Origin of the sequence: Aeromonas sp. s1(2024) (genome assembly GCF_040908005.1) — a bacterium.
Lineage (GTDB): Bacteria > Pseudomonadota > Gammaproteobacteria > Enterobacterales > Aeromonadaceae > Aeromonas > Aeromonas caviae.
Window position 1 is genome coordinate 1 of sequence record NZ_JBFOCW010000038.1, and the last position, 21,543, is coordinate 21,543.

Below are 21,543 nucleotides of genomic sequence, written 5' to 3' on the forward strand. Positions count from 1 at the left end.
TGGATTTGACCCCATAGGTCCAGACACTTTTTCCCGCTTAGGGTTGTGATACCCGACTGCGCAGAAATTCCCGTGGTGAACGGTATCCCAAGGCGCTGTGCGGGTGGTGCTCGTTATAATGCTCAAACGCGATAGCCAAATTGCCTACCGCTGTTCGGCTATCCGGTTTTGGCATCATCTCGATATAGTCTCGCTTCATCGTCTTCACGAAGCTCTCCGCTATACCGTTACTCTGTGGGCTTCTCACTGCTGTCGTTCTGGGCTCCAACCCGATTTCTCGTGCAAACGCGCGGGTCTCATGGGCTCGATACGCCGAGCCATTATCAGTCAGCCACTCCACCGGTGATGCCGGCAACGAATCCCCAAAGCGATGTTCGACAGACCTCAGCATGACATCTTGCACAGTGTCACTATCGTAACCCCCAGTACTGGCCGCCCAGTCCAACGCTTCCCTATCGCAGCAATCCATGGCGAACGTGACACGTAGTTTTTCACCGTTATCGCAGCGAAACTCGAAGCCATCTGAGCACCACCGTCGATTGCTCTCCTTGACGGCAACACGCCCCTTATGTGCCTGCTGGGCCAATGGTGCAGCTGGTTTTCTTTCCAGCAGCAAGCCATGTTCGCGCATGACGCGATATACCCGCTTAGCGTTTACCACAGGTTGTTCTGTTGCCTCAGACTGACGCCGTAACAGCGCCCAGACCCGGCGATAGCCATAGGAGGGAAGCTCTGCCATCGCCTCCATGATACGGCCAAGTAAGGCTGCATCATCACGCTGGCGATGATGACGACCATCTTGCCAACCCGGTTTTCGATGAACACGAACGGATAGCTGCGCACGCGATACATTAAGAGCCTGGCTCACAGCACTTAATCGTCGTCCCCCGGCAACAAGGGCGCATGCGCAATCCATTTTTTTGCTCGACCATACTCCACGGCTTCTTTGAGGATCTCGTTCTCCATGGTCTTCTTCCCGAGCAGACGCTGAAGCTCTCGGATCTGCTTGATGGCAGCAGCCAACTCGGAAGCAGGAACAACATCCTCACCGGCGGTGATCGCCGTGAGAGACCCTTCTTGGAATTGCTTACGCCATTTGAAAAGCTGGTTTGCGTTGACGTCGTGCAAGCGAGCAACATGAGAGACGGTCATCCCGGGCTCAAAGGTCTGCTGCACGATGGCGATCTTTTCTTGTGGAGTCCGGCGTCGACGGCGCTCGGCCCCTGTTAACACTTCGACCATCTTCTCGTTGTGACTAGTACTGAACATAGCTCCAAGACTACCTCTTAAGTTAAGAGGGGCGAAGTGTCTGGATCTTCAAGGGGCCAATCTAATCCCTGTTTTACTATGTCCCGCCAACTCAGCCACAATATGCTCAGCAACGTCCGCCTGCTGTAACTCATCGATGTAGCTATGCCGCAGCCCGTAAAGCGTGGGACGGCCCTGACCTACGATGCCAGCATCATTGAAGTGGCGTTGGAAGCGACAGGTGATGTTATGCGCCCAGTCGTCGTCTTTGCCTGATGGTTTGTCGTCGAACAAAAATACCTGCCCCTGACCGCGACGACTCTCCACATAGTCCAGGAATTGATGTCCGATCAACGCACTATGTAGCGGCACGGTACGGTACGCATTGGCACTCTTGAGCTGTTGATCCACCTCTCCCGCATCGACCATCAGACACCAAATCCCCTCAACCTGTTTGATGTTCTGAGTTTTGAGCTGGCAAGCCTCGGAGGGTCGCAGCCCGGCATACAGGCACAGCAGGGGCACCCACCAGTCTTGAACTCTCAATTTTTTGCCTTTCTGGGATTGTTTGCTGCGCAGGCTGGCAAACAGCTGAGCCAGTTGAGGGCGATGCCAGCGCACTCGCTCCTCATCCGCCCGTTTGTGCGGCTTCTTGCCTGCCGTCAACCCATCAAAAGGGTTACGGCTGCAATAGTCCAGCGCCACGCACCAACGGAAGAACTGTTTCAGGGCGGCGAGGTAATCTCCTTTGGTTTTGAAACTGAGGTTGGTCTTGCGCAGCAAGCTGTTGCGGTACTCCTGTGCCAGCGCGGGCGTCACCTCATCGACTTTAACCCCTTTGGCCCAGGTGACGAAGGCGTTGATCCGAAGTTGGAGCTGGCCCACCGACCTATGCTGGATCCCCTCACTGGTTTTAGTCTCGATGAATCTCGCCAATGCGTGGGTGAGCATGATCCCACTGCTGGGGCAAGCTGGGGCATCAACAGAAGGTTCACGAGGTGTGGAAGGTGTTTGAGGAGGGATGAACCCCGCTGCTTTGAACGCGTCTAGATCGGCGCGGATCCAGCGATAGAAACTGCGGGGGGCAGTATCGGCAGGAGTAGCCGCGATAAGTGCGCGAGTACGAGCTGCCACTGCCAGGTTGCGGTCTACGGCGAGCTGACGATCTTTGGTGCAAAGGGAAGTACGGATAGCGAAGGGCAAGCCACGGTCACGTAATGACTTAGGCAGCGGGAGACGAGTGTAGTAGGTGCCGGAGGCATTTTTACTCAGATACATGATTGTTCCACCCAGTTGATCCAGGAAAAAAATCACGTAAGTCTAGAAATGAAAAAACCCGTTGAAATTCAACTGGTTATATTTGGCGGTGAGGGAGGGATTCGAACCCTCGATACGTTGCCGTATACACACTTTCCAGGCGTGCTCCTTCAGCCACTCGGACACCTCACCAAATTTTCACTTCTTTGAAGTGGCTTTCGTAACACGCGATGCGTGCTTCTTGCCAACTTCATCGTGGGCAGCCCTCGGGCACCCCACCAAAGTTCTGTCTGTGATTTAACGTGTTCAGCCAACACGGGTTCGTTGCGCTGCTGCGCTGGAACGGGGCGTAATGTAAGGGATAGGAGCGGGCCGGTCAATCCAATTTTTTATCTTTTGCCACTGATTGCTCAATTAGCGAACCAAGTGACCAAAAAGTTGCCGTTTCCTATCCCTTTCCATCAATTTTCAACCGCTTCGTGCAAATGTTCTCCTCGAATGGCCTCTTCCAGCGAACCGTAGAACTCCAACTCCCCCGCCACCGGGCGCACCTTGCCCCGGGCCAGGGTCTTGAGGGGCTGGAACTGCAACTCGGCCACCTTGAGCCGGACACCCGACTTGGCCATCCGTCTGGCAAACTGCTGGAAGGCGGAGAGTCCCCCCGCATCCAGGATGGAGACCGCCTCCATCTGCAGGATCAGCACCTTGTGATCCCGTACCTGGGCCAGCAACTCGTCGAAGACCCGCTCCGCCGCCGCAAAGAACAGGGGCCCGTTGATCTTGTAGATCAGGGTCTGGGCCGGCACCTCGCTCGCATAGCGCTTGTGCTCCGCCAGGTTGTGCAGCCGGGTCATCTTCGCAATTTCCCGCATGAACAGCAGCGAAGCCAGGATCACCCCGAAGGTGATGGCGATGACCATGTCGAAGATAACCGTGAGAGACAGGCAGACCAGCAGCACCAGCACGTCGGACCTGGGGGCACGGCGCACCAGATCCACCACCTTGTGGGCCTCGCTCATGTTCCAGGCCACCAGCAGCAGCAGGGCCGCCATGGCGGAGAGCGGCAGCCAGGAGAGCCAGGGGGCCAGCACCAGGATGGCGGCCAGTACCACCAGGGCATGGACGATGCCGGAGATGGGCGAGGTGGCCCCGGCCCGCACGTTGGCGGCGGAACGGGCGATGGCGGCCGTCGCCGTGATGCCGCCGAAGAAGGGGGCCAGAATGTTGCCAAGCCCCTGCCCCACCAGCTCGCCGTTGGAGCTGTGCTTGCGACCCGTCATGCCATCCAGCACCACGGCGCAGAGCAAGGATTCGATGGCACCCAGCATGGCCATGGAGAAGGCGGCGGGCAGCAGCCGCTCGATGGCGGCCAGGTTCCACTCCACCGGCGCCCCGTCCGGTCCCGGCAGGGCCCAGGGCATCACCAGGGTCGGCGCTATGGGGGGGATCCCCATCCCCTGGGTGCCATCGGCCAGGGTGTAGCTGAACTTGCTGCCTATGGTGGCCACGTCCACCCCGAACTGATGCAGGCCAAAACCCAGGCCCACCCCCACCAGCACGGCGGGCAGGTGGCCCGGCACCGGCAGCCGCAATCTGGGCCAGAGCAGCAGCACCACCAGGGTGGCCACCCCGACGAGCGTGTCACCCCACTGCCAGCTGGGCAGGGCATGGGCCAGCGCCTGCACCTTGCCCAGGTAGGTCTCAGGCATCTCGGGCACCTGCAGGCCGAAGAAGTCCTTGATCTGCAGGGTGGCGATCACAATGGCGATACCGCCGGTGAAGCCCAGGGTGACCGAAGGCGGAATGTACTCGATGAGGCGCCCGAGCCGCGCCATCCCCATGGCCACCAGGAAGCAGCCCGAGATCAGGGTGGCCATCAAGAGTCCCCCCACCCCGAATTGCTGGGCCACCGGATAGAGGATCACCACGAAGGCGGCGGTAGGGCCCGAGATGGAGAAACGGGAGCCCCCGGTCACGGCGATCACGATGCCGGCGATGATGGCGGTGTAGAGGCCGTGCTGGGGCGGCACGCCGCTGGCGATGGCCAGCGCCATGGCCAGCGGGATGGCGATGATGCCGACCGTGATGCCGGCGATGAGGTCGCGGCCGAAGCGCGCCACGCCATAGGGTTCGTCGATGCAGGATTGGCGCAATGCGATAGCCAGCTTCACGCCTTGTAAGGAAGCTTGATTGTGCATGTCTAGGGTAATACCAGAAGAAGGAGACAAAGGCCGGGGTGAACCGGCACCCGATCATCATCAAGGGCCGGCAGAGCTGTCGACGCGGCGATGGTATCCTGAGCAACCATACCCGAGCCGGCCCGATAATTCGATGGGCGGGATCAAGAAATGGACATGAGCGCGCAATATTGTCGCCTATCCCCTGTATTTGCGCGCCGTTTCCCGCCAACTGCGGCCGCCCTCCGTGCTGTTTCTCCCAAGAAAAACCCTGACCTGCACCTCTGGATGAAGGAGAGGACGCACAGGCGTGCATGTTCCCGCAAGGGCATCTCAAGCTGCTGATTGTGCTGAAAATAGTCCACAGCGACCAAGTTTTGGACAAACAGGCCAAAAAGCCATTTTTTACGCAAGCCATCGGGTTGACACCCGTCCCTCAGGCCATTAATATCCGCCCCGTCTCGACGAGACAGGCAATTCCTCCTTAGTTCAGTCGGTAGAACGGCGGACTGTTAATCCGTATGTCACTGGTTCAAGTCCAGTAGGAGGAGCCAATTCCCTCGTAGTTCAGTCGGTAGAACGGCGGACTGTTAATCCGTATGTCACAGGTTCAAGTCCTGTCGAGGGAGCCATCTTCCAAAGCCCAGCCTTATGGCTGGGCTTTTTCATTTCCCCTGCCCCACCTCGGGGCAAGAGCGGTCGCCTCCCGATGCGCTCGTCCCTTGCCGTCGGGTCCTGCCGCCACAAGATGGCGCAGGCATACCCTCCATGGGGTACCACTCTGGTGCACCCTCGGCCATCCACTGATGACAGAAGAGTCATCCATATGATTTTTCTATAAAAAATTAATGATACAGGCCTCGGCAGCGACTCGATTGGCTGGCACACCCCTTGCAACTCCTGAGATCAGGGACGTCACAAGGAGTTGCCTATGCTGCCCATCAAGCCCCCCGGACCCGGTTGTTACGACGAGATGCTGCTCGCCAACAACCAGTTTCGCGATCATTACCACGCCTACCTGTCGTGGCTGCACCAGACCGACGAGAAGAGCATAGAGCGCAAGCGTGAGGAGGCCGATCTGCTGTTTCGCCGGGTCGGCATCACCTTCAACGTCTACGGGGATGGGGACGGCGCCGAGCGCCTCATCCCGTTCGACAGCATTCCCCGCATCATTCCCGCCCGGGAGTGGCAACATCTGGACAAGGGGATCCGCCAGCGCGTCACCGCCCTCAATGCCTTCTTGCACGACATCTATCACGATCAGCGCATCCTGAAGGCGGGAGTGATCCCGGCCGCCCAGATCCTCACCAATGCCCAGTACCAGCCCTGCATGCAGGGGGTCGACCTGCACCGGGACACCTATGTCCACATCACCGGGGTCGACATCATCCGCAACCACGACGGTGAGTACTATGTGCTGGAGGACAACCTGCGCACCCCCTCCGGGGTCTCCTACATGCTGGAGAACCGCAAGATGATGATGCGCCTCTTCCCGGAGCTGTTTCACAACCAGCCCATCGCGCCGGTGGAGCGCTACCCGGCCCTGTTGCTGCAGACCCTGCGCGAGAGCAGCCCGGTGGACAACCCCTGCGTGGTGGTGATGACTCCAGGACGCTTCAACAGCGCCTACTTCGAGCACAGCTTCCTCGCCCAGCAGATGGGGGTGGAGCTGGTGGAGAGCGCGGATCTGGTGGTCAAGGATGGTCAGGTGCTGATGCGCACCACCACTGGGCTGAAAAGGGTGGATGTCATCTATCGCCGCATCGACGACGACTTCCTGGACCCCCTCGCCTTCAACCCGGACTCCCTCATCGGCGTGCCGGGCCTGCTCTCTGTCTACCGCGCCGGCGGCGTGGTGCTGGCCAATGCCATCGGCACCGGGGTGGCGGATGACAAGTCCATCTACCCCTATGTGCCGGAGATGATCCGCTTCTATCTGGGGGAAGATCCCATTCTCAACAACGTGCCCACCTGGCAGTGCCGCGAGCCGGCTGCCCTCTCCCACGTGCTGGCCAATCTGGAGGAGCTGGTGGTCAAGGAGGTCCATGGCGCCGGCGGCTACGGCATGCTTATAGGCCCCTGCGCCAGTCGCGAGGAGCTGGCCCGTTTTCGCGAGCTGCTCAAGGCTCGGCCGGACAACTACATCGCACAGCCGACCCTCTCCCTCTCCACCTGCCCGACTTTCGTCGACGCCGGCATCGCCCCCCGCCACATCGACCTGCGCCCCTTCGTGCTCACGGGGCAGGAGCTGCGCCTAGTACCGGGCGGCCTGACCCGGGTCGCCCTCACCGAAGGCTCCCTGGTGGTCAACTCCTCCCAGGGCGGTGGCACCAAGGACACCTGGGTCATGGAGGGCAGCCCATGCTGAGCCGCACCGCAAGCGAACTTTACTGGATGTCCCGCCACCTGGAGCGGGCGGAGAACACGGCGCGCATGCTGGACGTCACCCAGACCATGTCGCTGATGCCCTCCATCGACGCCGATCACAGCGAGCTGGTGGCGCCTCTCACCATCAGTGGCACCCACGAGCCCTTCCTGGCCCGCTACGGCCAGGTGAACATGGAGAACCTGCTGCAATTCTTCTGCTTCGACGAGGAGAACCCGAGCAGCATCTTCAGCTGTCTGCGCATGGCCAGGGACAACGCCCACGCGGTGCGGGGCAAGATCCCCGGTGAGGTGTGGGAGAGCATCAACGCCGCCTGGATAGAGATCCGTCGGCGGCGCCAGGCGGGGCTGTCCAGCGGTCAGGCACAGGAGTTCTTCGACTGGATCAAGGAGCGCTCCCACCAGTTTCGCGGCGCCACCTATGGCACCATCATGCGCGGTGACGTGCTCTGGTTCCTGCGCCTTGGCACCTTCATCGAGCGGGCCGACAACACGGCGCGCATCCTGACCGTGAAGTATCAGGTGATCCGGGAGGACGAGGACAGCGTGCGCGAGTTCTACCGCTGGAACGCCCTGTTGCGGTCAGTGGGCGCTTACGAGGCCCACCAGACCCTCTACAAGACGCTCTCCCATGCCTCCATCGCCGAGCTGCTGATCCTGCGCAATGAAGTGCCGCGCTCCCTGCGGGCCTGCCTCGACGAGATGGAGCTGATCCTGGCCCAGATCGAGGGCAACGCCGGTCAGACGCCCCGGCGTCTGACCACCATACTCAACGCCCATCTGACCTATGGCGCCATCGACGATGTCTTTGCCCTCGGCATGCAGGCGTACCTGAGTGATTTCCTCAGCGACATCGGCGCCATCGGCCAGAGCATCCACGCCGCCTACCTGGAGGTATTATGAGACTCATCATCGATCACCAGACCCGCTACCACTATGCCGACGTGGTGCGCCGCAGTACCCAGTACCTGCGCCTGACCCCCCACAGCACGGCCCGCCAGCAGATCCTCTCCTGGGAGCTGGAGCTGCCGGGGGAGGCCACCTGCACCACGGACGGTTACGGCAACATACTGCACGTGCTGAGCCTGGAGTCCCCCCACGAGGGGATCCTGATCCGCGCCCACGGGGAGGTGGAGATCTGCGACGACGCCCCGGAAGATGAGGAGTCCTCCCTCATCTCTCCCTTGAGCTACCTGAGGCCCACCCCCCTCACCCGCCCGACCCCGGCCCTGCAGGATCTCGCGAAGGCCTGCCTGCCAGAGGAGCCGACCCTGGCCGACTTGCAGAGCCTGATGGCACGCATCCTGGTGCTGATGCCCTATCAGCCCGGCAGCACGGATGCCACCTTCAGCGCCGACGAGGCACTTGCTTCGGGCAGCGGCGTCTGTCAGGACCACACCCATGTCTTCCTGACCTGCTGCCGCCACGCCGGCCTGCCGGCCCGGTACGTGAGCGGTTACCTCTACAGCCAGGACAACAGCCACGTGGCGATGCACGCCTGGGCCGAGGTGTGGATCGAGGAGCGCTGGCACACGTTCGACGTCACCAACCTCACCAGCTCCACCAGCGAGCACCTCAAGCTCGCAGTCGGCATGGATTATCTGGATGCCTGTCCGGTGCGCGGCGTGCGCTATGGCGGCGGGTGCGAACAGTTGCAGAGCCAGGCGCAGGTGACCCGCCTGGATGGACAGCAGCAATGAAGACCGGGAGAGTCCTGGCGGGAGTGCGGTCATGACCTATTGCGTCGCCATGTGCCTGCAAGACGGCATGGTGTTTGCGTCCGACTCGCGCACCAATGCGGGGGTGGATCACATCGCCACCTTCCGCAAATTGCACCTCTTCACCCGGGAGGACAGGGTGATAGTGCTGCAAAGCGCGGGCAATCTGGCCACCACCCAGAGCGTCATCAGCCTGCTGACGGAGGGGCAGGAACTCCTTGCCCTCCCCAGCCTCTACGAGGCTGCCGCCCTCATCGGCCAGACCATACGCACCGTCATCAGCCGGGATGGGGGTCAGCAGCAGGGCCATATCAACTTCGGCTGCAACATCCTGCTGGGGGGGCAGATCCGGGGGGAGCGCCACCGCCTGTTCCACATCTACCCGGAGGGCAACTTCATCGAGGCGAGCGCTGACACCCCCTACTTCCAGATTGGTGAGAGCAAGTACGGCAAACCCATCATCGATCGCATCATCCACCATGAGACGCCGCTTCAGACCGCCCTGCAATGCGCCCTCATCTCCATCGACTCGACCCTGCGCAGCAATCTGTCGGTGGGCTTGCCCCTGGATGCCCTGGTCTATCACGAGGGCAGCTTCTCGGCGACGAACCAGCACCGCATCACCGAACAGAACCCCCATTTCGTGGCGCTGCGAAAGGCCTGGGGCGAGGGGTTGCAACAGTTGTTCCAGGGTCTTCCCACCTTCCCCCTCTAGGCCGGGCGGGAGGCGCCAAGGCGCTTTCCCGCTCCTTTCTTTCCGGATATTCTGGCTGCCTTCCTTTTCGATGGAGTTTCCCATGCGCCGCTTCAACGTCATGCTCAACGGCAGCCGGTTGATGATGTTCCCCTTCTATGTCTGCATCCTTATCTGTGTCGCCCTCCTGATGGTGAAGTTCGCCATGCAGCTCTATGTGCTGTGCCGCGACATCATCGACATCCACTATCTGGATCTCATCACGGGGGTACTCACCCTGGTGGACTTCGTGCTGGTGGCCCAGATGCTGATCCTGGTGGCCATCTGCGGCTACGTGCAGTTCATCAAGACCCCGGAGCAGCGAGCAGCCCTCGGCGACAACTGGCTCAGCAAGATCAACTTTGCGTCCCTCAAGCTCATCGTCATCAACTCCCTGGTGACCATCGCCGGCATCGAGGTGCTCAAAGCCTTCCTTGACGACGGCACCGGCAACGAGATCGAGATGAAGTGGTCGGTCATCGTCTTCCTCGCCTTCTCCACCGCGGCACTTATCTATGCGGTGACCGAGCGGCTGGCGGAGCACAAATAGGGCCCGGCGCCATTCAGGGTCTATTCATCAAGAGCCGAATTGATAACTCTTTTCATTACCCTTACTGCATTGTAAACTTGCTCGCCCCGGGCTGAACCGCCCGGGAGCTGGAGCACCCATGACGAGTCTTTCCCTCTCACCACGACACTGCTGGCAGTGGCTGGCCTATCACCATCAGGCGGCCGAGGGTGCCCTTTATCTGATGTTTTTCTCCGGTCTGCTGCTGTGGGAACCCCTGACGCCGACCTGGTCCCTGGCGCGCTGGAACCTGTTTTTGCACGTTGCCCTCTCGCTCACCCTGTTCCCCTTGCTGTTTGGCGCCTTCTGGCTCTCCCATCGCAGCCTGCTGCGCAAAAGCCGCAAGCCTTTTTTGCGCACCACGGGGCGCATCATCGAAGCCTTGCTGCTGATCTGTCTGGCCAGCGGACTGGTGCTGGTGCTGCACGGCACCCCGGGGGATAGCCTCGGCAACCTTGCCAACTGGGCCCACTGGCTGAGCGCCCTCGCGTTGACGCCCCTGGTGCTGCGCCACGCCTGGCGCTGGACCATCTTGACATGGCGCACCTGATCTTATGTTGAAGTTGTTGTTATCCCTGATGTTGGCCACCCTGCTGCTGGGGACCGCCTCGGCCCGGGAGATGGGCACCGCCATGATTGCCTATGACGAGGGGAGTGCCCCGCGCCTTGTCACCGCCAACCAGAACGCCGGCTCGGTCACCCTGCTTGAGCGCGATAGCGGCAAGCGACTCAAGGAGGCACAACTAGGTGGCGATCTGCGCCAGCTGGCCCGCGCCGATGACGGCACCCTGCTGGTCACCGACTACAGCGGTGATCGCCTGCTGCTGCTGGATGATGATCTCGACCTGGAAAAGGTGATCCCCACCGACCATAGACCCTACGGGGTCATTTTCGATGCCAAGCGGCAGTGGTTTTGGGCCACGCTGTTCGAATCAGCTCGCCTGCAGGCCTATGACACAGCGGGCAAGCTGCAGCTGGATGTGGCCACTGCCGAAACCCCGCGCGGACTGGCCTTGACCGACAATGATCGCCTGCTGCTCACCCACACCATGACCGGCCAGCTCGCCATCTATGATCTTGCCAAGCTTGAGAAGGACGCTAAGGGAGCTACTCTGCCCAAGCCCAAGCTCATCACCCTGGCGGAAACCCACAGCGATACCCCGAGCGACTCCCAGGGATTGCCGCGCCTGCTGGACGGCATCGCCCTCTCCCCCGATGGCAGCGAGGCCTGGCTGCCCCACGTGCTCTGGAGCTTCGACCACCCCTTCCAGTTTCAGAGCACCGTCTTCCCGGCGGTCTCCATCATCGATCTCGATGAAGAGAAGGAGCGGGTCGATGAAAGAAAACAGCTCTTCTTGCAGATCAACCTGCCCAGCGTCGGCAACCGCAGCCAGATCGTCTCCAACCCGTTCGCGGCGCGCTTCGCCGCCGACGGCAAGCGGGTCTACCTGACCCTGGCGGGCTCGGAAGATCTGCTGGTGTTCGACCTGTCGCGCAGCGGCAAGCAGAACAGCAACCGCCACCGCCGCAAGAAGTTTCAGGGGGGTGCCAAGGCGACCCAGCTCTTGCGTCACCTGCCGGGCCAGAATCCGCGCGATCTGCTGATCGATGGCGACCACATCCTGGTGCACAACGTCATGGGGCAGGATCTCACCCGTCTCAACACCGGCGGCAGCGGCCCGTTTGCCCGGGTCACCGTCGATGTGCCCCACTTCGCCAAACTGGTAGAGACCGATCCCCGCCCCGCAGCCCTCAAGCGCGGTGAACGATTGTTCAACCTGGGTAATACCGCCGCCAACAGCCGCTTCCCCATGGCGGGGGACAACTGGATGAGCTGCAACTCCTGCCATCTGGACGGGTTCAATTTCACCAACCGCTATCTGATGGCGGCCCATCGCCAGCAGAGCGGCGACAACGCCATCAACGGCCACGCCAACCTCGCCAACATGGTGGCGGGGGACTTTATCGGCGAATACCTGCGCATGACCCAGCAGACCCAGGGCGGCATGGGCCATGACACCCGCGATGGGGCCGAAGCGGTTGACCCCGCGAGGCCCCAGCCCGAGGTGCAGGCGATGATGGAGGATCTGCACGCTTTCGTGACCAGTGACGGCAACCTCCCCTATCTGGCCAACTGGCTGCGGCTCGATGCCCCGCGCAGGGATCCTGCCAAGGCGCCGACCACCCACCCGAAAGAGTGGCTCAACTCCGCCTCCTGCCAGAACTGCCACCAACAGGCGTTCCAGGACTGGAGCGAGAGCAACCACCGGCTGATGGGCAACTCTCACCCCTACTACAAGGTGGTGCAGGCGCTGGCCCGCGAAACCGAAGGGGAGGCCTTCGGCCAGTGGTGCCAGGGCTGCCACATGCCTCAGCAGGTGATGAACGGCCAGACTGATCTGCCCAAGGGCTCCCACATGTTCGAGCAGGGCGGAGCCTCGCTCATTGCCGCCCACCAGAAAGGCGAGCCCGTGGTGGAAGAAGGCACAGGCTGCGTGCTCTGCCATCGCATCACCCGGCTCGAGGATGCCGGCGGCAACAGCGCCTTTACGGTCAATTTGAAAGACCGCGAGAGCTATGTGTTCGAGGATGCCCCGGGCGGCAGCCTCCAGCACTGGCTGGCCGAGCGGCAGATCAACGCCCGCCCCGCCATGCACAAGGCCTCCTACCAGAAGGATTTCTACCGGGACGCGGCCCTGTGCAAGTCGTGCCACAACGAGTTTGCCCCGGGCACCGGCGCCAATATCGTCAACACCTGGGACGAGTGGGAAAGCTCCAGCTTCGCCAAAGCCGAAGATCCCGCCAAACGGCGCACCTGCATCGACTGCCACATGAATCCTACACCTGGCAACGGCGGCGCGCCGGTGGCGGGCCAGTCCACCGAAAACGGCACCGTGAAAGAGCGGCTCTATCGCCACAACTTTACCGGCGCCCAGCATCAGCTGGTGGGGCTGAGAAGTGCAACCCTCGAGCAGGAGAGCCTGGCGCTCTTGCGCTCCAGCGCCACCCTCTCGGCCCGCATTGAAAACCAGAGTGGCCAACCCGCGCTGGTGGTGAGAGTCGCCAATACCGGCGCCGGCCACGCCCTGCCCACCGGGGTCGCCGATTTCCGTGAACTCTGGCTGGAGTTGACCGTCACCGACGCCAGCGGCAAGCGGGTGCTTGAAAGCGGCCAGCCGGTGGATGGCGCCGTCCCTGAAGATGCACGACTGTTCAGAAAAGTGTTCGGCGACGCCGAGGGCAAGCCGGTGGGGCTCAAGTTCTGGCGTTACGCCAAGCTCCTTGAAGATACCCGCATCCCGGCCGATGGCTGGCGCGATGAAGCCTGGCCGCTACCCGCAGATGCCCGGGGGCCCTTCAAGGCCGATATCAGACTCAATTTCCGCACCTACCCCAAGTGGGTCAATGATGCGGTGCGCGCCGCCGAGCCGAGCTTGCCGGAGCCACCCATAGTGCTACTCAATCGGCTGCAACTGACCCTGCAGCCCCTCCCCGTTACGCCCGATACGGAGCCTCAATCCTGATGTTCGCAAGTTTTCTCATTACCCTGCGCGAGGGGCTGGAAGCCTTCCTGCTGGTCGGCATCTGCCTCTCCTACCTCGCCAAGCTGGGGGCGAGCCGCTACAACAAGTTCATCTATCTGGGGGTGGGGCTGGGTCTTGTCGCCTCCCTTGTCATCGCCTTCCTGTTCCAGGTGGTGGTGAGCCAGTTCGAGAGCGAGCGCTACAACCATTTGCTGATGGCGGGGATCCTGATCTTCGCCACCCTGGTGCTCACCTATATGGCTATCTGGATGCAAAAACAGGCCAAATCCCAAGTGGGGGCCATGACGGCGCGCATCGATGCCGCCATCGACGGTGGCAACCTGTTTGGTCTGGTGCTGCTCGCCTTTCTGGCGGTGATGCGCGAAGGCTTTGAAACCGTGCTCTTCTTCTCGGCCCTGGTCTACTCCGGGCAAGGGGTGGATCTGCACCAGGGGCTGATGGGGGCGCTGGCGGGGCTACTGGTCTCTGTGGTGCTGGTGTGGGGGCTGCTGCGCTCCACCCGCAAGGTGGCGCTGGCCCCCTTCTTCCGCTGGACCGGCCTGCTCATCATCATCATCGCCGCAGGCTTGCTCTCGTCCGCCGTCAACATGTTGCAGGCAGCGGACGTCATCACCTTCTGGACCACGCCGGTCTTCAACATCAGCCACATCCTCGACGATCAGGGGGTATTCGGCACCTTCCTGCGCGCCCTGTTTGGCTACAACGCCTCACCGGCCGGCCTGCAGTTGCTGACCTGGGCCTGCTACCTCATGATCTTTGTCACCCTCTGGCATCGCAGCTATCGCCCCCAGGGGAGCGCCGCCCCGACCAGGGGCTGAGCCCGGGATCACACTCTGTTCGGGAGCCGCGCACAGGCGGGCTCCCCCAGCTATCACGCCGTTTCGGAACACTCATGAACGACAACAACAAGAAGCACATTGCGGTGCTGGGCGCCGGCCCTGCCGGTCTGATGGCCGCCTGGCGCCTGCGCCAGGCCGGTTTTGCGGTCACCCTGTTCGAGCAGGAGCCGGTCGTCGGCGGCATGTGCGCCACCCAGACCTTCAAGGGGCGCGACGGCGAGTATCGCTTCGACTACGGCGGCCACCGCTTCATCACCAAGAACCCCGAGCTGCTCGCCTTTATCGACGAGCTGATGGGGGACGACCTGCTCCACGCCGAGCGAAAGAGCGTCATCCGCTTTGGCGGGCGCACCTATGACTACCCTTTGAACCTGCCCAACCTGCTCAAGACGGCGCCGCTGGCCCTGATGGCCGGTGCGGTGAAGGATCTGCTGCTGTTGCCCTTTGCCAAGAAGCCCACCGATTTTGCCAAGGCGAGCTTTGCCGAGTGGATCCAGAGCCACTTTGGTCGCACCCTCTACCGCCAGTTCTTCGAGGGCTACACCGGCAAGTTGTGGGGCATCAACCCGGACCAGCTCTCCGCCGACTGGGCTGGCCAGCGCATCAGCCTGATCGATCTCAAAGACGTGGCGCGCCGCCTGCTGCCAAGGCGCAACGGCAGCATGTCGGTGCGCACCTATGCCCGCAAATACCGCTATCCCAAGTACGGCTTCGGCCAGATCTTCACCACGCTCGGCGAACGGCTGGTGGCAGAGGGGGTAGAGCTCAAGACCGGCGCCACCATCACCCGCCTTGAGCAGACCGATGGCCACATCGAACGGGTTTATTGGTCACATGATAATGTGGAGCAGAGCGAGCGATTTGATCAGGTGATCTCCACCCTGCCGCTGCCGCTCACCTGCCAGCATCTGGGCTTGCCGTGCGATCTGCACTACCGGTCGCTTCGCTTCGTCAATATGCCCCTCAAACAGGAGAACCTGTCGGACAACACCTGGCAGTACCTCTCCGACCCCCATATTCTGGCGACCCGTCTGCAGGAGCCCCGCCGCCGCAGCCCCTTTATGGCGCCCCAAGGCCAGACCTCGGTGATGCTGGAGATCCCCTGCAATCCGGGGGATGCCACCTGGCAGGCACCGCTCTCTGATCTGCGCGGCCGGGTCACCGCCGATCTCGCAAGCCTCGGCGTCGACACCCAGAAACTTGGCGATGAGACCTTCGAAGCCCGCAGCGAGTACGCCTATCCGCTGATGGATCTGGGCTATCAGGCCCGCCGCAACGAAGCCATCAAGGCGCTGATGCCGATAGGCAACCTCATCATGACTGGCCGTCAGGGGACATTCCGCTACATCTTCACCGACACCGCCATGGAGATGGGGATGATGGCCGCCGACATGGTGATCGACGGGGTGGACAGACGCCACGCCATCTTCAATCATCGCAACGAAAACACCGTGATCGAAACCCAGAGCGTGGCCTGACCGCGCCATTGGCATAAGTAAGGAGAACAGGATGACCATCCGCCCGGGTTTACTCGCCCTCACCCTGCTGCTGACCCTGAGCGGGCAGGCGCAGGCTTACTCCTACGCCGCCGCCGGCAAGGAGCCGCTGATCGATGCCCGCGAGGCGCTGCTGGGGGCCGCCACTGACGGCAAGGATGCCAGCGCCACCTTGAGCGAGATTGCCGAGGAGCTGACCTATCTGGAAGAGCACCACCAGGTGGAGCTGCAAACACCGCTGGCCGCCGCCATCAAGGCCAAAGACGCAGCAACCACCGCCGCCCTGCTCAACCGGGCCTACAAGGCGGAGATCGAGCGCCGCCTCGAGGGGGCCAGCCAGAACCTTGGCGACTACCAGACCGCCAAGGTGCTGGTGGTCAAGAGCAAGCGCTTCCTCGATTTGATCCTCCCCTCCCTCGACGAAGGGGATCGCAAGGCCGCCGAACAGGCGCTGGCCAAGGTACTGGACGCCATCGGCAACCCGGGAGTGTTCGGGGTGGGTGCCAAACCTGCCGATGCCGCTGCCTTCACCGAGGCCGAAAAAGCGCTGATGGCCGTGCTGGCGTCGCTTTGATGACCTCTCATCGATGACGACGGCCCCCCTCATCCCCAACCCTTCTCCCGCACGGGGAGAAGGGGGGCGTCGCCACGGCCGATTACGCTTCGCCAATCGACTCTACTTGCTTGCCCTGCTGCAACTGGCCTGGCTTGGCTGGCTGCTGACCTTCCCGGTAGCACTCGATTCCGACGATGCCCTCAACTTTGCCCACGGGGTGGTGCGCTTCAGCGTGCTGGAGTTCTCCCCCCACTTTCCGGGCTACCCCGCCTTTATCTGGCTGGCGCGACTGATCAATCTCGCGGTGGACGATCCGGCCCGGGCGGTGCAGTGGGCCAGCCTCTTGGGGAGCAGTTTGCTGGCGCCGCTCGCCGCCTCCCTCGCGGTCAGATTGTGGCAGCGGCCAAGCCTGCTGGCGCCGGTCTGGCTGCTGGTGCTGGCCCTGCCGCTCACCCCGACCCTGGCGCTCTCCGGCCTGTCCGACGGGCCTGCGCTCGCCGCCTGGCTGGCCGCGCTGCTGGCCTTGCTGCATCGCAAAGCGGCCCTGGCAGGTCTGCTGCTCGGCCTTATGCTGGCGCTACGCCCCTCCTACTTCGTGCTGGCTCTGCTGCCCCTTTGGCTGGGGATGGCGCAGCAGGGCAACCGCGTCAGGTTTGTGCTCCCCATCGCGCTGGTGGGGCTAGCCTGCCTGCTGTTTGTCTGGCAGGCCGACGGCTGGGCCTATTTTGCCGAGGGGCGGCGCTTTACCGACGGCCACTTCACCCTCTGGGGCAACACGGCGGCGGCCCACGGGGATCGGCTGCTGAGCTGGGCGAATACCTTCAACGATCAGCTCACCCCGCTCTGGCCCCTGTTGATGGGAGCCTTGCTGATACTGCCACTCTGGCAACGGTCAAAAGATCACAATGCGACCCCCTCCGTGCTCTGGACGCTCTACTGGCTCGTTCTGCTGCTCTGGACCCTGGTTGGCCAGAATCCGGACAATCCCCGCCATCTCGCGCCCATCACCCTGCTCGGCCTCGTGCTGCTGGCAGGCTGGCTGCCGCGCCGGGGCGAGCTGCCAGCCATGCTGGGAGCCCTGTTGCTGCTGCTCAGCACCCTCACCCCACCGGTGGCACCAGCCATGACCCGGGCCGCCAGACTGGCCGAACAAACGTGCCCGGGGCTGGTGACCCAGTGGGGAGTGAGGCTGCTTAGGGAAACCACAACCCTGCCCGTCACCGACGGCTGGTACCGGGGGGATGCCGCCCTTGCGCTCACCCAGGGGGCCTGCCGCCTCAGCCGCCGCCCCCTGGGGGCAGAGGCGCTACCAGGCCCTTATGACACCCTCTGGTTTTCCCCCCGCTTTCACGCCGAACCCGGCCTCTGGCTCGCCCTGCCCCGCTGAACCGGGCACTTGCGAGGGCATCGCACGACTCGTCTACACTCACTGCGCATGGGCCTGGCAGGGAGAGGATGAATGAAGGGAGGCAAGGAGTGGGCACTGGTGCCCCTGATCCTGGCGCTGGCCTGCGCCCTGCTGATGCTGCCGCTCTGGTGGCAGGGGGGCAGCCAGGGACACGATCTGTTCCACCACCTGCTATCCGGCCACTACTTTGCCCGCCAGCTCTGGCAGGGGGAGCTCTATCCCCGCTGGCTGATGGCCATGAACGGCGGCTTCGGCAGCCCCACCTTCTTCTTCTATCCCCCGCTCCCCTACTACGTCAGCGCCCTCTTTGCCGGGCCCGGTGCCCACCCCCAGCAGGCCATCTACCCTTTACTTGGCAGCGCCACCCTGGCCCTGCTGCTCTCTGGGGTGTTTGCCTATCTGTGGCTGCGTGCCACCACGCCCCCTGGCCGGGCCCTGGCCGCCAGCCTGCTCTATCTGGCGCTGCCCTATCATGTCGCCATGGATCTCTATGCCCGCTTCGCCCTGGCGGAGTTCTGGGCCTTCGCCTGGGCTCCCCTTATCCTGCTGGGGCAGGATCTCGCCCACCGCGGACGACCTCAGGGGTTGCCCCTGCTGATCCTGGGGCTGGCGCTGCTGGCCTTCTCCCACCTCCCCAGCCTCTTGCTCATGATGGGGCTGGTCACCTTGCGCGCCTTCTGGTTCGCCAGACGCACCCGCACTCTGACGCCCTGCTGGCAAGCCCTCGGCGCCCAGGGCGTGGGGCTTTGCATGGCAGCCGCCCTGCTGCTGCCCGCCCTGGCGGATCAGGGGGCCATCTCCATGGAGCTGATGCGCGGCGGCATGTTCGACTACAGGCGCAACTTTCTCGACCGCCTGCCCAGCGCCTGGGAGGACTGGCGTTTTCGCGGTCACCTGGCGTGGCAGAGCATGCTGACCCTGGTCCTGCTGCTCATCGCCTGGGCCGCCGCCCGGGAGCCGCGCCACCCCGAGCTGCTGTGCTGGGGGGCGATCGGCGTCGTCGCCTTCCTGATGATGCTGCCCCCGAGCCAGCCTCTCTGGAGCCTGCTTCCCCCCTTGCAGCGGGTGCAGTTTCCCTGGCGGCTCAACCTGGTGCTCGCCCTTGCCACGGTCGCTGTGGTGGCGCTCGGCACCCAGCCCCATCGTCTCTGGCAGGGGCTCTGGTGGGGAGTATTTCTGCTGACCCTCCTCTCCACCCTGGCCTATGTGCGTCACGCCCCCCTGACCCAGGCCCCCGAACGAGAGGCCATGGCATTCGAGTTCGACAGCAAGCGCAGTGCCCGGGAATACAGACCAAGGCAGGTACCGGGAGGCATGTTCGCCCCGACCCTGCTCGCCTGGAAGGAGGAGTTCCAGCCGCCTGTCAGCGCCGAACCGCCAGGCGCGAGCTGGAGCCTGACCCGCTGGCAACCCCGCGCCCTGGCGCTGGAGGTCAAGACCCGGGTACCGACCCGGCTGGTCCTGCACCAATACCATTACCCCGGCTGGGAGGCCCGCCTCGACGGACACCTGGCGCTGACGGTGAGCGCCAATCGCCAGGGGTTGATGCAACTCTGGGTTCCGGCGGGCCACCACAGCCTCACCCTGACCCTGGCGGCACGCTGGCCGGAGCGCACCGGCAATGCCCTCTCCCTGCTCGGATGGCTTGCCTGGCTCTGGCTGCTCTGGCGCCACACCAGACAAAAGGGCATCGGGCAGGATGCACCTGATCGCGCCCGCCAAAACTGATAGACTCAACACCTGCCTCTTAACCCGGCCCAGCCCACGACTCGGATACCCTATGCCCCAAGCCAGCTCCCTCTCCCCCCGTTTCCTCTTCATCCTGCTCGGTGCCCTGGCGGGCCTGACTCCCCTCGCGGTGGACATGTATCTGCCCGCCATTCCCGCCATCGCCCGGGATCTGGCTACCAGCATCGACGGCGCCCAGCTCACCATCAGCGCCTTCCTGGGGGGCTTTGCCATCGGCCAGCTCTTTTACGGGCCGCTCGCCGACAGCTTCGGCAGAAAGCCGGTGATCCTGGCGGGCCTGACGATGTTTGCCGTGGCCTCCGTGGGCTGCGCCATGGCGGACTCCCTGCCTGAGCTCCTCGCCTGGCGCATGTTGCAGGCCGCAGGGGGCGCCGCGGGTTCCGTGGTGGTCAACGCCCTGCTGCGCGACCTGTTCGAGAAGGATGCGTTTTCCCGCGCCATGTCCTTCGTCATCCTGGTGATGACCCTCGCCCCCCTGGTGGCCCCCGTGGTGGGGGGGTACATCAGTGCTCACAGTGACTGGCGGGTCATCTTCTGGCTGCTGGTGGCCATCAGCCTGCTCATCTGCCTGGTGATGCAGTGGAAAATTGAGGAAACCCTCAAACCCGAGCACAAGCAACCCCTGCGACTCGGGCAGGTGCTTCGCAACTACTGGGGGGTGCTCTCCCACCGTGGTGCCATGGGCTATGTGCTGTGCGGCGCCCTGTCGAGCTCCGGCATGTTCGCCTTCCTGAGCGCCTCCCCCTATGTCTACATCGAGTATTTCAAGGTGCCGACCGAGCACTACGGCTGGCTCTTTGGCCTCAATATCCTGCTGATGATGGTGGTCACCTTCGCCAACAGCCGGCTGGTGAAAGGGGTGGGTGCCGAGCGCATGCTGCGATACGGCCTGACCGTGCTGCCGCTCGCCGGGGCCCTGCTCATCTACAACGCCTGGAGCCAGACCGGGGGCCTGTGGGGCATCGTCATCCCCGTCGTGCTCTTCGTCGGCCACATCAGCCTGGTGGGGGCCAACGCCATGACCGGCCTGATGGGCCACTTCCCCCAGTCCGCAGGCACCGCCTCGGCGCTGGCGGGCACCCTGCGCTTTGGCCTTGGGGCCCTGGTGGGGGTACTGGTCAACCTCAATCCCCCTGAATCGCCGCTCCCCATGGCCATCGCCATCGCCGGTTGCGGCCTGGGGTCGGCCCTCAGTTACTGGCTGCTGAGCGGCAAGCGCGTCCCCTGATGCCTTGCAATGAAAAAGCCCTGTCCATGGACAGGGCTTTTTGCATCGGGGCGCAGGCCTCAGTCATCGGCCTGCAACCCGCTGCGCGCCAGGATCTCGCTCTCCAGCCCATCCAGGCTTAGCTGGTTCTTCTTGCGCCAGTAGGCCTCAATCCCCTCCCGGCCCTGACGGGCCGACCAGTTGGCAAGATCCTCCCTGTCCCCCTGGTACTCATACAGAGGCACCGACATGCCGCACGACGTCTGGACCCGTTCAATGTCCAGCAGGAAGATCTGGCGAGCCGCGACGCTTGGGGGGAACAGCGCCAGCAACGACGGCCACTGCGGATCAGTGCGGTGCAGCACCCGTGCCTGGCCATAGGCCCGCAGAATAAGCGGCGCCCCCTCGAAGGCGCAGAACATCACCGTCATGCGCGGCTGTTGCAGCACCTGGGCTGCGGACTCGTTGCCGCTGCCGGTCAGGTTGAGCCAGGCCAGGGTGTGGGCATCGAGGACGCGCAGCGAATCCCCGCCCTTGGGGGAGAGATTGACCGATCCCTTCGCGGCCGCCGTACCGACGAAGAAGATCTTCTGCCCCTCGATAAAGGTGACATGGCGCGGCAAAAGCGCCTCGAACAGTTGTCCCATCCTGCCTCTC

17 protein-coding genes and 3 tRNA genes are annotated in these 21,543 nt (G+C 63.1%); 15 read left to right on the plus strand and 5 right to left on the minus strand.

The window, feature by feature from the left end; genetic code table 11:
- Positions 1 to 37: 37 nt before the first annotated feature.
- The 4 genes from AB5Y70_RS08860 to dauA all read right to left on the minus strand — a co-directional run bounded on the left by AB5Y70_RS08860 (position 38) and on the right by dauA (position 4,703).
- Positions 38 to 1,242, minus strand: a protein-coding gene (locus tag AB5Y70_RS08860) for an IS3 family transposase (protein ID WP_102948393.1) whose coding sequence is annotated in 2 segments (ribosomal slippage) — positions 38 to 924 and positions 924 to 1,242 — 1,206 coding nt in all. Because the reading frame shifts where the segments join, the coding sequence is not laid out codon by codon here.
- A 75-nt stretch (positions 1,243 to 1,317) separates the two neighbouring features.
- On the minus strand, positions 1,318 to 2,526 hold the full coding sequence (locus AB5Y70_RS08865) for a site-specific integrase (protein ID WP_223954969.1): 1,209 nt from the start codon (positions 2,524 to 2,526) through the stop codon (positions 1,318 to 1,320).
- 83 nt (positions 2,527 to 2,609) lie between these two features.
- Positions 2,610 to 2,697: transfer RNA gene (locus AB5Y70_RS08870), tRNA-Ser, on the minus strand.
- Between the two features lie 269 nt (positions 2,698 to 2,966).
- Entirely contained in the window at positions 2,967 to 4,703 is a 1,737-nt protein-coding gene (gene dauA, locus AB5Y70_RS08875; RefSeq protein WP_043155632.1) for a C4-dicarboxylic acid transporter DauA, read from the minus strand.
- Positions 4,704 to 5,160: 457 nt separating this feature from the next.
- Here dauA and AB5Y70_RS08880 point away from each other — a divergent pair.
- The 15 genes from AB5Y70_RS08880 (at position 5,161) to AB5Y70_RS08950 (ending at position 20,907) form a co-directional block, all read left to right on the plus strand.
- Positions 5,161 to 5,236, plus strand: a tRNA-Asn gene (locus tag AB5Y70_RS08880).
- Positions 5,237 to 5,238: 2 nt separating this feature from the next.
- Positions 5,239 to 5,314 (plus strand) — tRNA-Asn (locus AB5Y70_RS08885).
- Positions 5,315 to 5,613: 299 nt separating this feature from the next.
- A complete protein-coding gene (locus AB5Y70_RS08890; protein ID WP_042075286.1) occupies positions 5,614 to 7,050 on the plus strand; it encodes a circularly permuted type 2 ATP-grasp protein in 1,437 nt (478 codons plus the stop codon).
- On the plus strand, positions 7,044 to 7,970 hold the full coding sequence (locus AB5Y70_RS08895) for an alpha-E domain-containing protein (protein ID WP_039038937.1): 927 nt from the start codon (positions 7,044 to 7,046) through the stop codon (positions 7,968 to 7,970). The genes AB5Y70_RS08890 and AB5Y70_RS08895 overlap by 7 nt, the downstream gene beginning before the upstream one ends.
- Positions 7,967 to 8,767, plus strand: coding sequence for a transglutaminase family protein (locus AB5Y70_RS08900; RefSeq protein ID WP_010674395.1), 801 nt, complete (start codon positions 7,967 to 7,969; stop codon positions 8,765 to 8,767). The genes AB5Y70_RS08895 and AB5Y70_RS08900 overlap by 4 nt, the downstream gene beginning before the upstream one ends.
- Before the next feature lie 31 nt (positions 8,768 to 8,798).
- Positions 8,799 to 9,500, plus strand: coding sequence for a peptidase (locus AB5Y70_RS08905; RefSeq protein ID WP_010674394.1), 702 nt, complete (start codon positions 8,799 to 8,801; stop codon positions 9,498 to 9,500).
- An 82-nt stretch (positions 9,501 to 9,582) separates the two neighbouring features.
- Positions 9,583 to 10,068, plus strand: coding sequence for a YqhA family protein (locus AB5Y70_RS08910; RefSeq protein WP_010674393.1), 486 nt, complete (start codon positions 9,583 to 9,585; stop codon positions 10,066 to 10,068).
- 118 nt (positions 10,069 to 10,186) lie between these two features.
- Positions 10,187 to 10,636, plus strand: coding sequence for a hypothetical protein (locus tag AB5Y70_RS08915; RefSeq protein WP_202040352.1), 450 nt, complete (start codon positions 10,187 to 10,189; stop codon positions 10,634 to 10,636).
- 4 nt (positions 10,637 to 10,640) lie between these two features.
- On the plus strand, positions 10,641 to 13,610 hold the full coding sequence (locus tag AB5Y70_RS08920; protein ID WP_290437189.1) for a hypothetical protein: 2,970 nt from the start codon (positions 10,641 to 10,643) through the stop codon (positions 13,608 to 13,610).
- Entirely contained in the window at positions 13,610 to 14,449 is an 840-nt protein-coding gene (locus AB5Y70_RS08925; protein WP_139737696.1) for an FTR1 family protein, read from the plus strand. The genes AB5Y70_RS08920 and AB5Y70_RS08925 overlap by 1 nt, the downstream gene beginning before the upstream one ends.
- Before the next feature lie 74 nt (positions 14,450 to 14,523).
- Entirely contained in the window at positions 14,524 to 15,948 is a 1,425-nt protein-coding gene (locus AB5Y70_RS08930) for an NAD(P)/FAD-dependent oxidoreductase (protein WP_161470434.1), read from the plus strand.
- Between the two features lie 31 nt (positions 15,949 to 15,979).
- Positions 15,980 to 16,540: a hypothetical protein gene (locus AB5Y70_RS08935; protein ID WP_161470433.1), complete on the plus strand. Its 561-nt coding sequence runs from the start codon at positions 15,980 to 15,982 to the stop codon at positions 16,538 to 16,540.
- A gap of 106 nt (positions 16,541 to 16,646) precedes the next feature.
- Positions 16,647 to 17,909, plus strand: coding sequence for a hypothetical protein (locus AB5Y70_RS08940; RefSeq protein WP_202040353.1), 1,263 nt, complete (start codon positions 16,647 to 16,649; stop codon positions 17,907 to 17,909).
- A 72-nt stretch (positions 17,910 to 17,981) separates the two neighbouring features.
- On the plus strand, positions 17,982 to 19,658 hold the full coding sequence (locus AB5Y70_RS08945) for a 6-pyruvoyl-tetrahydropterin synthase-related protein (protein WP_202040350.1): 1,677 nt from the start codon (positions 17,982 to 17,984) through the stop codon (positions 19,656 to 19,658).
- 52 nt (positions 19,659 to 19,710) lie between these two features.
- Positions 19,711 to 20,907 carry a Bcr/CflA family multidrug efflux MFS transporter gene (locus AB5Y70_RS08950; protein ID WP_010674385.1) on the plus strand — a complete coding sequence of 399 codons (1,197 nt, stop codon included), beginning with the start codon at positions 19,711 to 19,713 and terminating at the stop codon, positions 20,905 to 20,907.
- A 59-nt stretch (positions 20,908 to 20,966) separates the two neighbouring features.
- Here AB5Y70_RS08950 and AB5Y70_RS08955 read toward each other — a convergent pair whose 3' ends face one another.
- The gene (locus AB5Y70_RS08955; RefSeq protein WP_043155609.1) at positions 20,967 to 21,533 is read right to left on the minus strand and encodes a pyridoxamine 5'-phosphate oxidase family protein; all 567 of its coding nucleotides are present in this window, start codon (positions 21,531 to 21,533) and stop codon (positions 20,967 to 20,969) included.
- Between the last annotated feature and the right edge of the window lie 10 nt (positions 21,534 to 21,543).